Source organism: Gardnerella sp. DNF00354, from assembly GCF_049262755.1.
Lineage (GTDB): Bacteria > Actinomycetota > Actinomycetes > Actinomycetales > Bifidobacteriaceae > Bifidobacterium > Bifidobacterium vaginale.
Map to the genome: position 1 here is coordinate 691,206 of NZ_CP058402.1, position 13,002 is coordinate 704,207.

4 protein-coding genes are annotated in these 13,002 nt (G+C 41.7%); all 4 read left to right on the forward strand.

Annotation, left to right across the window (positions count from 1 at the left end):
• Positions 1-680: 680 nt before the first annotated feature.
• The 4 genes from HXT24_RS02815 (at position 681) to HXT24_RS02830 (ending at position 12,944) form a co-directional block, all read left to right on the forward strand.
• On the forward strand, positions 681-2,519 hold the full coding sequence (locus HXT24_RS02815) for a SpaH/EbpB family LPXTG-anchored major pilin (protein ID WP_422119573.1): 1,839 nt from the start codon (positions 681-683) through the stop codon (positions 2,517-2,519).
• A 194-nt stretch (positions 2,520-2,713) separates the two neighbouring features.
• Positions 2,714-3,883 (forward strand): class C sortase, encoded by a 1,170-nt coding sequence (locus tag HXT24_RS02820; protein WP_422119574.1) that lies wholly within the window; start codon positions 2,714-2,716, stop codon positions 3,881-3,883.
• Positions 3,884-4,072: 189 nt separating this feature from the next.
• Positions 4,073-12,043: a cell wall-binding protein gene (locus tag HXT24_RS02825; protein WP_422119575.1), complete on the forward strand. Its 7,971-nt coding sequence runs from the start codon at positions 4,073-4,075 to the stop codon at positions 12,041-12,043.
• Positions 12,044-12,155: 112 nt separating this feature from the next.
• Positions 12,156-12,944: a hypothetical protein gene (locus HXT24_RS02830; RefSeq protein WP_422119576.1), complete on the forward strand. Its 789-nt coding sequence runs from the start codon at positions 12,156-12,158 to the stop codon at positions 12,942-12,944.
• Positions 12,945-13,002: the final 58 nt, after the last annotated feature.

A 13,002-nucleotide genomic window follows, 5' to 3' on the forward strand; every position in this document is an offset into this window, starting at 1 on the left:
GCAAAATCGATTATTTTATTTTAGCAAATTTTTGCAGAATCGACAATTTTATTTTGATGATTTATTGCAGAATCGACATTTTGCTATAAAATGCGATTTGACTTGATTCGCTTGTGTTTGTGTATTTTTGCCCGTGTTTGTAGTCATATTTGCTGAAAAAGGGAAAAACAAACGTGCGCGACGACCTGCCTTTTCGCTTAGAGCGTAGCGCGAAAAGGCAATTCGGAGCGCTGAGCTTGCTCAAAGTTGAAAGCACGGTGTGCTTTCAACGCAAGCGAAGAAGTGAGTGCAGCAATACGCGCGAGGGATAACGATGCGATTTATTCGACACGCCGAGGTGTGATTTTAGCAAAAATTCGGAAAAATTTTTTAACAATTTTATCACTTGCTAAGCTGAGAAAACCCTGATATTTCAACAATACCGGGGGGGGGGGTATTAAAAGCTTATTTTAGTAATCTTTTGTTAGTTGATTTTTAGGTGATTTTCATACCACAAAATGCTAGTCTGATTTAGTAAATGAAGGTTTGGCGCACAGCTTTAGTGCGCCTAGAAGCCCGGTGAGAGGAATCTATAATTCGCAATATTTATGCGATTTTTGCGGAAGAGTCTAATCACATGGGCGATTCTTTCTAAACACAAAATTCTCATAACGAGATGTACTCTAAAGAAGAGAGGGAACATGCGTTTAAATACGAATTCGCTGAAGCGCACCGTTGCTGTTTTGGCGGCGGTATGCACGCTTGGAACATGCTGTATTGCTGGCTCTGTTGCATTTGCAGACCCTGGTGCTGCTAATGGTGCTGACACTGGAAACATTACTAAAGATACGCCAGTTTCTTTGTCTATTCACAAGTATCAGGGTCCTGCAACTTCTACTAGATCTGATGGATCTGATCAGAGTACTGCTGTTAAAGATAAGAAGCCAGTTAAGGGCGTTGAGTTTACGCTTTACAAGGTTCAAAAAGACGGAAAGGATATCGATTTAGCAAAGCCAGATGGATGGAAGCAGATTACATCAATTACTGATAAAGCTAAAACACCTTCTGACCTTGTAAAGACTGGTAATGATGATACAAATCAAAGCCATGTGTTTTCTATTGCTGAAATCGGTAAGGGCACAACTAATTCTCAAGGTCTTGTAAAGTTTACAAAGACTGCTAGCACCGCTGATGATTCTGGAGAAGTTTCAGTCTCAACCTTGGGTATGTCTCTTTACGTAGTTAAAGAAACCAATACCGATGGTGCAATTATTGATGGAAAACATGTTACGGTTACTGGTCGCGTAGATCCGTTCTTCGTAACTTTGCCATTGGCAAATTCAACAACTAAGACCTGGATTTACGACGTTCACGTGTATCCAAAGAATGATACAACGAACTTGCTTCCAACAAAGACAGCTAGTGACATATCTCGTATGGATGTAGTTGCTGATAAAGATGCCAATACTAAAGATGGTACTCGTATCACTTGGAAGGTCGCTATTCCACTTCCAGCACCAGCTGAAGGTGAAGCATACAAGGCTATCGGCTTTAACGATAAGATGTCTAAAGACTTGACTTTTGATGAAGTTAAGAATGTTAAGCTTGTGAAGTACAACTCTGAAACTGGTGCAGCCGTTGAAGGAGCTGATAATACAAAGCCTCTTACAAAAGATACTCATTACACAGTTACAGATCCTTCTGATTCTAATGGAAAAGTGCTTACAGTCGAATTAACTAATACTGCTACTACAGGTGGTTTAGCAGAAGCTTATACTTTCTATTCTGCTGCTAAGGACGCTAAGCAGATTGTTAAGCTCGAGGCTGATGTTGTGACAAAAGTTGGCAAAGATGTGAAAAACGTGAAGAACATCGCCAACACTTGGGCTGATAACAACAAGACTGGTGACAAAGATAATCCTTGTAATCCTGATAACCCTGGTAAGGGATGCGATACCGCACCATCAGATACCTCTTATTACGGCACATTGAAGGTCATAAAGGAAGACAATGATAACCAGAAGCGTTTGAACGGTGCAAAGTTCGATGTGTACGAAATTACTGATGGTAAAAAGAAATCTGATGTAAAGTCTGTCACAAAGAATGGTGAAACTTACAATTTCGCAGGGACTAATAACGCTGCTATTACTAGTAAAAAGGTCGGAAGTTCTTTGGAAACAAAGAAAGTAGACAATGAAAACGGTGTTGACTCTGTAAAGTTGTTCGTAAGAAAAGAAAGCGATAAAAAGACCACGAACAAGACATATTGCATAGTGGAAACTGAAGCTCCAGCAGGTTACGATGCTATAACTACTCCAACTTGCTATGACCTCGTAGAAGATACTGCAGGAACTGCGAATACAGCAAACGTGAATACTGTTAAAGATGCGAAGTCTACTCCAATGAGCAAGATTCTCACTGCATTGCCAATGACTGGTGCTCGCGGCTTGGTATTGCTCACTGCATTCGGCATTGTTGGCTTGGGCGGCACGTTGTTCTACATCATCACTCGTCGTCGCAAGGAACAAGAAGAAGCGTAAGGCTTACTTGGTTTTGTGATTATTTTGTGATTATTTTGTGATTTAAGCTGTATGCGAGTGTTTGCGTATTCAAGTGAGTGAATTGCGCGGATTCGCGAATACTCGCGTTGGCTTACAAAACCGAAAATCAAGTCGCAGATCAAGTCGCAAATAAAATCACAAGTCCAGTTTCAAGTCCAATCGCAAAGCAACAAATGCTTAGGTTTTTATTCTTAAATCGACACGTTGCGGTTAAGCATAAGAAACGCGATAAGCGAAAGTGGAGGTTTTCTAAATCTTCTATCGTTCCAGCGCTTCTATTAACCGCATCGTTCGCCTCACTGTTATACCCACATGCAGCAATGTGGCTAAGCCAATATCACATGTCGGAAGTAGCTGCGGAATACGCTAAGCTAATCACGCATGCTGTTCCGGCTCCGCATGAGCAGCTTGCTCGCGCCCGCGAATACAATCGCAAGCTATCCGTAGGCGCAATATATGAGGCGAATACGAATATTCCAACATCCCATGGCGAAACGTCGGACGTTAGTCAAAACTATTGGGATCAGTTGAAAGCGAATGACGATGGTCTTATGGCTCGCCTTCGCATTAAGAAAATTGACCTAGATTTGCCTGTGTATCACGGTACGCAGGACGATACTCTGCTTAAGGGACTTGGGCATTTGCGCGGTACTTCTCTACCAGTTGGAGGATTAGGAACTCGTTCCGTGATTACTGGTCATCGTGGTTTGGCTAGTGCGGAAATGTTTACGAGACTGGATGAGATAGATAAGGGCGATTCTTTTACAATCGAGGTTTTTGACGAGATTCTCACTTACAAGGTGATAGAAAAAATTGTTGTAAACCCAGACGAAACAAAGAAGATTGCTGCAGTGCCAGGCAAGGATCTTGTGACTCTGATTACTTGCACACCGCTTGGAATCAACACACAGAGAATCTTGGTGACGGGGGAGCGAGTAGTACCGACTCCTGCTGCGGACAAGTCTTTGCTTGGTAAAAAGCCGGATGTTCCGAGATTCCCGTGGTGGATTGTTGGGAGCATTGCAAGCCTGAGTGTGGTTGGAGGCTACATTTACTGGGCTGGTCTGCCGATTGTTAAGAAGAAAAAGAAGAAAAACGATAAGCAGAACGGCGATGATCGAAATAATGGTGATGGCCATAGTGATGACCATAGTGATCGCAATGGTGATGACCAGACGAACAATGCTCTTTGGCTTAGCATTTATGGCGACCAAAACAAGCAGATGTATAGGGATTCCGAAGAAGCGAGAAGGATTAGTCAGGAATCCTTTGAGTCGATTATTGATGGTTTTGCGCAGGGCAAGCGTCCGAAGGCTTCAAAGCTTAAAAAACTGAAAAGTTGATACGTTAAATAAGTTTATGCGTTTAATAAGTTGATGCGTTGAAAAAGTTTATACGTTCAGCAATTTTATGCGTTAAAAAAGCTGATGCGTTGAAAAAGCTGATGCGTTGAAAAAGTCAAAATTTAAGATTTTAGAAATAATACGTTAATTGGCATGTGGAAATTGGCATACGAGAGTTTAGGTGGAACAATGAGAAGTATTTGGACGATTTTGCTAAGTGTTGTCGTCTGGATAGGGCGTTTAGCTCAGCAGGCGGCTAAGGCTGTTCTTATTTTCCTGATTTCGGTGGCTATGTGGCTGCCGATGTGCCTAACTGCAAACACTGCTGTAGCTGCTGACAGTGGCACTGCTGAGACTGTAGCTAACTCTAATGATTCTGGTAAGGCTGCTGATTCTGGTAAGGCTGGTAAAAAGGCTGATAATTCTGGCGATAAAGCTAAATCTGCAGATAAGCCTAATGCTGCTAATAAATCTAATGCTGCTAATAATCCTAATGCCAGTAATAGTGCCGATAATGCCGATATTTCTGCGCCATCGCAACCTCCAGTTTTTGTCGATGGACAAAACAATGCGTTTGCAAAGCTGCAAAATGGTGTAAATAATAATCTTCCCAACAGTGCTGCTAAGGGTGATGGGCCTGTCAAAGGACTTATTGACAGTGCTATGATGAGCGCTGCCAAAGGTATGGCTTCGCAAAGCGGAGCGGACGGTGCTTTTGTCAATACTGATCGTGCTAGCAGTGGTAATCGCTCAAGCAACAATAATCGTGATAGTAATCGCAATAGCAAAATGGAGTTCCGCCCAGGTTGTTATAGACAATACGCACGTTCCGAATGCATTACTGATGACGGCGATGAAATGGGGCATCGCGCATCTAATGGTGCTGATATGGAACGCGGACAAAATCCTTGGAGTACTGTATATAGCAATTTTGCTAGTCCTCAAGGTCGTTACACTGAAAATGATCCAAACTTTACTCCGTATCCGCGTGGAACGTATTTACAAAAACGTCTTCGTAATTTGCCGTATGATGCAGGCAGAAACGGTGTTGATCCTTTGGCTTTTAATCAGCTTGATGATGTTCACGATTACATTTTTATAAAGCGTACTCCTAAACGCGATGGCAAAGGCTACATCTGGGATGTGCTCGTCAACATGGGTGCGCGTATTCATGGTGCTGCTAATGCTTTAACATATTTCGTTGTTCCTAAAGATCAGAAGCTCGATGCAAGTAACGGTCAGTACGATCAGTATGTAGAGCGCATGCATTTTGATGCAAATAAGCGCACTTGTTCAAAAGATTGGGTTAATCCTAACGGTTTTTGCCTTGATAAAGGTGTTCAAAGAATTCCACTTAATAATACTGAAACTCTTGATAAAGCTTGGTATCGCCTTAAAAATGAGGGTGTTATTAGTGATGCAGCTGTTTATAATGGCGGAACTCAAAGCAAGAATGAAAATAAAAATAGAGGCCTTGGCTTATGCCATACTGGTTATGGCTTTGATTGCTATCACAGTACTAACTATGGTTTCCCAAGCGATGGAGAACATCTTACTGGTACTCGTCTTCCTCCGGATGGTAGACAGCGATTCAACCAAACGTATATTGATTTGATTGATCATTTGTATCTTGAAATGCGCGGACCAGATAGTCCAGAAAAATCAAAAATATTTACGTTGACTAATAAAATTGAAGATAATAAAACATCACCTTATAGTTACCATATTCATTATACGACTTCAGATAATGGAAAATATGGATCTTTGAGCACATCGTATTATGGTGCAGGAACTTATTATGGTGATAAGTGGAGTAGTCCAACAACTCGATATGGTCGTTCTGATCCATATGGTCGTGCTAAACCATATTCACTCTTTCAGTGGCGCGGTGGTAAGGGCCATACTGATTACGAATACACGACTTTGTACCAACAGTGGTACGGTATACCAAATCTAGTTGATATGCGAGTCCCGCATTTCCAGTTCCTTCGCGGTACTCATTTAGGACCTTTAACAAGCAATAATGGTCAATTATTAGCTCATACTAATAATATTGGTGTTACAAGCTTACTTTTCTACCCTTCACAGCAAAGAGTGTGCGATAAAGCTGACGAATCTCAGTGCACAGGTCAAGTGTGGGCAAAGGGTCAGATTTCACTTTCTCCAAAATACAATTCCGCAGATAATAAGTATGCGAGAGGAAACCGTTGGTGGAGAATCCCATTAGATCCAAACACTAATATTAATACTCAGGATTCTTCTTTCGGCTCTCACCAGATGACAGTAAAGTATTGGAACGATAAACTTCAAATGGGCTCGAGCATGCCTTTTAAGTATGACATTATTGGTCAAGCGGATGTGTTTAGACCTTTGCAGACTGAAGAATGGAATGATAAAGCTAAGTATCGTTCTCCTAAAACAAGTTTAGGTAAAGCAGAAAATTATGTGAAATACCTTGATAGCAAACTTGGAATTTATGATTTTGCTATTGCGCTAAATCCGCGCATATACATACCTGATGCTCATACTCAGAAGAATATTGAAAACTATGCTAATTATGCAGATGGAGTGGACTCTGTTTACTACGGTTCTATTAAAGATGGCAAAATTCCTGGTGATAATCATGGCTTAGAATATCCACTCAATGATAGCTATGGTGAAGGCGGATCCGGCGCAAGCAACGCTATTAAAGATCGCGCAATTTATAGCGTTGAATGGACTGATAAAACAGGTAATGATAAAAAGTCAGACACTTTGCAAGATGCGGAAACAAAAGTTGCTGTAAAAGTTCCTGTAGTAAACGTAGTAGACCCTTGCAAAGGCGATGATGATAAAGCTGCAGATAAATCTGCTGAAAAAAATAAAGACGGTCAAGAGTGTCAATCTAGGCCATTAAACGATACTAAGCGTTTTATTTGGAAACTTTATGATGCGCCTAAAGGTAAATCTGTTGACCAAGCGTTGACTGACTCTGAGAAAGCGCATTATGCGAACCTTGCGAAAGCAGACTTCTCAAAGCCAGTAAAAGAAGAATACGCAACTCCAACTAATCCTCATAACGACAATCGTATTATGATGCAGTCTGGTATGCAGCCAGAAGTAAAGCCAGTGTACGTATTAGCTAAGTATGCGAAGATTACATACTGGGATGAGTCTAAGGATGTTTTGCCACTCGTGTTCACGCATGTTGATGCTGAGAAGCCGACTATAGACGTGAAAGTGAGTGTTGACGGTGGTGAGCCTCAGTCTGTTCCTGAAGGTGGATTGAACGTATCTGTTGGTAGCCGTGTTAGATTCTTGGTAACAGGTCATGACGATATGCATGTGCATATGGGTACTAAGGAGAATGTGCCTAATACTAATAGCACAGATGTTTTGGAAGCTAGTAAAAAATGGTCTGGCAGCTTTAGTAAATATGATCAGAGTAAACAAGCTTGCGGTAAAACAGCGTGTGCTGATACTCTTAAAGATCAATCCGGTTATGTTACTATAAATGATCCTAATGGTTCTCCGGCTGGACGTAATGATGTTCCGTCTAAAGAGTTTACATTCCACGCTTGGGATGATGCTGGAAATAATGTTCAAAAAACTGTGAAGTTGAATATTATTGATGGTAATTTTATTGTTCCTAACGTGCGCTGGCAAAAGCAGAATGATGGTAAGTATGTTGGTAAAGTGACGCTTTCTAAAAGCGCTACATCAGTGAAAATGTTGGCAGTGCGAATTTGGGGGCGTGGAAAAACTAAGCCTTTTGAAGAAAAAGATGGAACTACAACAAATATTATCAATACATGTAATGCTCGCTCTGATGGTTGCCAAGGAATAATGCTGAATCGTGAAAATGCTAATAGTAAGTGGGTCAATTTCATTAACGAAAATAATAAGCAATATTTCACTAAACTTCCTCAGGGTACTGGTATTGATTTCAAGGAAAACAACGGTTCGTTAGAAATTACCATTCCAGAAAACTTAGCAGAAATCGGTTCAAGAATTTATGTTGGTGTAGGAGATAAGTTCGGCACGATTGAGACTAAGAAACACGCAGTTTCTCAGCCGCTTCCGCTTGAAATGAAATGGCCAGACGATGGCATGGTTCAAGTGAACCCTTATGAGCTGAATCCTTCTGAAAAACAGGGTTTAATAGAGAGAATTAAGCAGAAGAATCCGCGTTTGTTCGATTACCGAAAAGATGAAATTGGTTGGTCGAAAGATGAAACTAAAGATCTTGGTGGCAAAAGCGATAAGTATTCTTGCACAAACGACACAAAGCAGTATAAAATCTGTCTTTCAGTAACTCCTGACACTAAAAATACTGGTCAAAATAAGTCTGGTTCAGAAAAAACTTTTAAAGTAGTAAAAGCAACTGGCACAGGCACTGACGCTCAAGATGATCAAAAGCAGGAAACTGTGCTTGATCCAAAGCAGAAGAAAATCACGCGATTTGTTGATATTCGTAGAGATTATGATTGGTCATACAGTGGAAAAATAAAGGGTCGTGACAGTGACGATGGTTTCATGTGGTATGGTCGTGATGAAAATAGTACACAATTTTTAGTGTACAGATTCAACATCAACCAAGGTCGTGATTTCAATACAAATGATGCTTTAAGCTTATTTAAAGGCACAAAGAAAACTAGACGGCTTGGAAACCAAATACAGCCATCACTTTACCCGTTGAACACTAATGATGCTGATGCTACTAATAAAACAGCTATAGAAAATCTGTGGGGTGGATACAACAGTATGCCTAAGCGTGGTGATGGCATTGGCTACGCTCGTAAATTAGCGAATGGCTCGCGCGGAGAATGGGTAAACGTTGTTGACTTAGTAAGACAAGACAGTCTTGGTGGTGGACTCGGTATAAATACTAATGGTATTACTGATAAAAACAGTTTCTTGCAGCCGCAAGGTTACGTTATTCCTGGTGGAGAAGATTACAATCAGCAAGCTTCAGGCGCAAACTTAGGATCTGCAATTCTTAGGAATGGTCAAAAAACGCCAATGCGCACTCAGCTCTATATTTTCAACGGTAATCCGTGGAGAGAATTAGAAGCTAGAGGCGAAGGTGATAATAATAAAACGCCAAATGTAATTAACGTGTGGTTCGTGCCAGTAGACAAGAACAAGCCGTGGATTTCAGTAAAAGATCCTAAAGATGCTAATAAGAAGCTTCTGGGCGAGTGCAATCCTACTAAAGAAAAGGCTGATTCTTGCGGAACTGCTACGACTATTGATATGAACAAGACTGATATTACAAAGCAGTCGGGCTTGTTCAACGTAGTCGATTTGCTTGCACTGGATGATGATTTCAATGTGGCAAATCCTAATACGCATGTAAGCGAAGCTTTGAAGAACACGCTGAGCATAGACATTGAAGCAGAAGGCGTAAAAGATCCAAAAACTAAAAAAGCTCCTCGCGTAAGGTTTGTTACAGATGGCAATATCAACAAGGAACTGTTGCGCGGATTTATAGAAAAATGGCGTGGGAATGATGCTACAAAGTCACCAACTTTCAAGATGATTGCTCAAGTAACTGACGACTCTGGAAATAAGAGTGACGAAGCAGTAGTAGGCAAATTCAAGTTCAGTTGGACTGTAGCTAAAGCTCCAATTGTGCGTGCATATGATGGTCATCATTATGGTGATTCATCAAAATCTGGCGTGTGGCTCCATGATTGGGAAGGAGCTGTTGCGGATAAGTACTACAATGCTGTGTCTGTTGTTGCAGGGGAAAATGCGACTCGACTCGTAGTGTATTTCACTCGTGCAGAAAAAGCAAAACTTGCTAGTTTACAATCTAGTAATAGTCTAATGTCTAGCTTGGGTTCGCATGATAACTTGAGTAGTAATAATGCTGCTTCTGCAAGCGATACTGATACGAGTGAAGCATTAGCATTATGCAGAGCTAAGTCAACAGATAATTGGCAAGTCTGCGGAGGTTATACTCTGCCTCAAGGCGTTGTGTTGAATTCTAAAGACGAAGGAAAGAATAATTCTGCAATAATATTTAATGCTGGATTCCTGGCTCCTGGAAGCGTAATGCGCGCAAGGAATCGCGCAGGATCTTACGGACCTTGGTCAGATATGCCTGGCGTTAAGTCAGGAAATTTGGATGAGTTATCGAATAACAACAACTCATCTCAATCAGGCGGTAGTGAGAATCCAGATCATGCAAGTAGTTCTGTAGATAGCGCTCAAACAGGTGGCAATGAGTCAAATGTGTTAAAAGCAAAAGAAGAAGACATGCGTAACGTGCTATCTGCTGACTCAATGGTTGCGCAACGTAGTAACGTGTGTAGGCCTGAAACAAAAGCACCAAAAGATTGGAGTTCGCCTTCAGATTGCGTATTCTTCCCAGTCGTAGTCAATAAGAAAGTCGTACAAGTGCATCCATTGCTGCTAAATGACTCCGAGAAGCGTGCTGTGAATCATGTATTGCGCAACGGAAATGCAGGAGGCAAATGGCTTGGTTTTGGAGATGCTGACAGTCTTATAAGCGTGGATGAGGATGATACACTTTCTGCAAACCAGTCAGAAGTTGCTTGGAAGCGCGGGGAGTATGTTGCTCCTAGTGAGCAGGCGGATAAGCGCAACAATTACTCTAACGCAGGCAATGAGCAGGATTCGTTTATTCTTTTGCGCGGATGGCGTAGGCGAAATGTAACGCCGGAACCAAGATATAATATCGTAACGCGATTCGCTAGGTTGCGAAGTGTTGGTAAGGATGATGCTGACTACAAGGTTACTTGGGATGAAAAGAAGCCATATATTGGTGAGCGTTCTAACGACCCGGGATTTGAGCTGGTTGGCAAGCCTGGTCATCAATCGCTTGTGTACCGCTATAACGCGAGTAGCAAAGGTCAAATAGGTTTAGGTGATTTGCAGAATGCGTTAAAGCTTATGCCAGTAAAATTGGAAGAAGCAACAAATGGCAAATCTGGTAACGAGTTAAAGAAAGCTGAAGATGCTTTTGCTAAGATCCAGCCATCTTTGCGTGTTGTTAATGGTACAGATAAAGCTTCTGCTGAACAGGGTAAGAATGGTTTCAATCGTCCTGGTTTCTTTACGCTGAATGGTGAGTTTACTAACGCTCCTGACTTGGTTACTGCAAATGGTTATTATGGCGGTGGTAATAGCGTTTCAGTTCGTAATTCAAATAATGGTATGGATGCTAGTGTTTTGGGAAACGATCAATATAACAAGATGACGCCGAAATCAGCTGATATACCACAGTGGGGAACGAGTGATGTAAATTCGTCTAAATTCACTCTAGATAAAGTTCTTGGTGGTCTTGACGGCATAAAATACGTTAATAATTCCTCAAACTCTTCGCACTATGTGCTTTCACTTTCAAACCGTTATGCTAGGGAAAGTCTGCAAGGCACATACGGCTATGAAGCAAAATCTGACTTTAGTGATATTGCTGGAGCGCAGTCAATTCTACCAGTATACGTAGTGCCGATTGATGTAATAAAGCCTAAAGCTGAATCTATAGGTTCGCTTCAGGAATCGACTATGAGTAAGCCTTACGAGGTTACTGCTAACGATATTAAGTTCACTTTCACGGGTAATCCAGATAATAACGGCAAAGTGAATGGCAAAGAATTGTTAGTAGATGCTAGCGATGATTTTGATTCTCGAGACGTAGTTGAGAAGAATCTTCAAGTATGCGTGCGTTGGATGAACAATAATAAGCCTCAGCAGGATGATTGCACATCTATTTTGAAGCGCGATATCAACGGCAACGCAAGTGTAGACACTGACAAATTGCAGCAGATGCTTGTTACTCATGGCAATACGGCTGTTTACGCAGTATACGCGCAGACAAAAGATCAGTCAGAAAATGAGAGCGTTGGCTATGATGAGAGTAAAGAAAAAGCTCCAATCATCGGCTACATAAAGATTACTGGCATTAATGTGTTGCCAGTTCCACTGCCGTTTACTGGTGGAAACGCTGCTATTACGTATACCTTCTTGTTCGGCATATTAATGGCACTCTTCATCGCGTCGGGCGCATTCGGTAGGCGCGGATGGTTGGCGTCTGTGCTTAGCGGAAACGGATTTAGTGGCGAGCTAACATACAGCAAGCATTGCAACGCTTCGTCAGAATCGTTGCGCTGCGGCAGATTGTTTGGCATTATCTACAAAAATCGCCATTAAATTTTGCACGTTTTGCTATTCCTAGATCGGAGTCAAGTATAGTAAATCTTATTTATGTAAAACATTGAAGAACATAGATGAGAGTTAAAAATTATTTGAAAGCGAGATAAGAATGAGCGAAACACTAGTCTTGGCGCGCAAAGATTACGTTACAAGAACCATGATTCGAATTATTGCAATAGTTTCGTCCATTTACGGAATGGCAATGTCTTGGGATTCAATGGCACTAACGTATTTTACGAATCTTTCTAACTTGATGATTTGCGAGGCTCTGCTTGGCTCGCTGATTTTAGACACGCGAAGTGTGCTTAAATCTAAAAGCGATGAGCAGGGTGTGCAAAGTGTGCAGGGTGAGAAGGCTGAACGCACTGGCAGCTGGGTAGATTCAAAGCCAAACGCATGGTACATTTTTAAATTTATGATGACGATTTCAATCGCCGTCACTTTTACGCTGTACCTGTGCTTTTTGGCTCCTACAAACAAACTCGGGTTTGTTGGCGCGTACATGAACAATGGGTGCTCAAGCTTATGCGTGCATTTTATAACGCCGTTGCTCGCAATTTTTGACTTTGTTCTTTTTGATTACAAGTACAAGTCCAGCCGCGCACACGTTTATTTTGCTACGATTCCGCCGCTCACTTACGTTGCGTACGCTGTGTGCTTAAGCGAGTTTGCTGGCGTGCGATGGGGAGAGCATGCTATGGCAGCGCCGTACAACTTTTTGAACTACAAAGCGCCTGCAGGATGGTTTGGTTTTGCGCCAAACACGTTTAATTCCACAACGCTTGGAGTGGGTGTTGTTTATTTGCTTGCCATTTTTACGCTGATTTTTATTGGCATTGGAATAGCATTTCTTGCGATTAAAAACGCTCGCGCTAAGCGACTCTCTAATCAACAATAGTTAGCGCGACTAATCCGCGCTAACGACGACCTGCATTGCGCTACTTATGTAGTGCGAT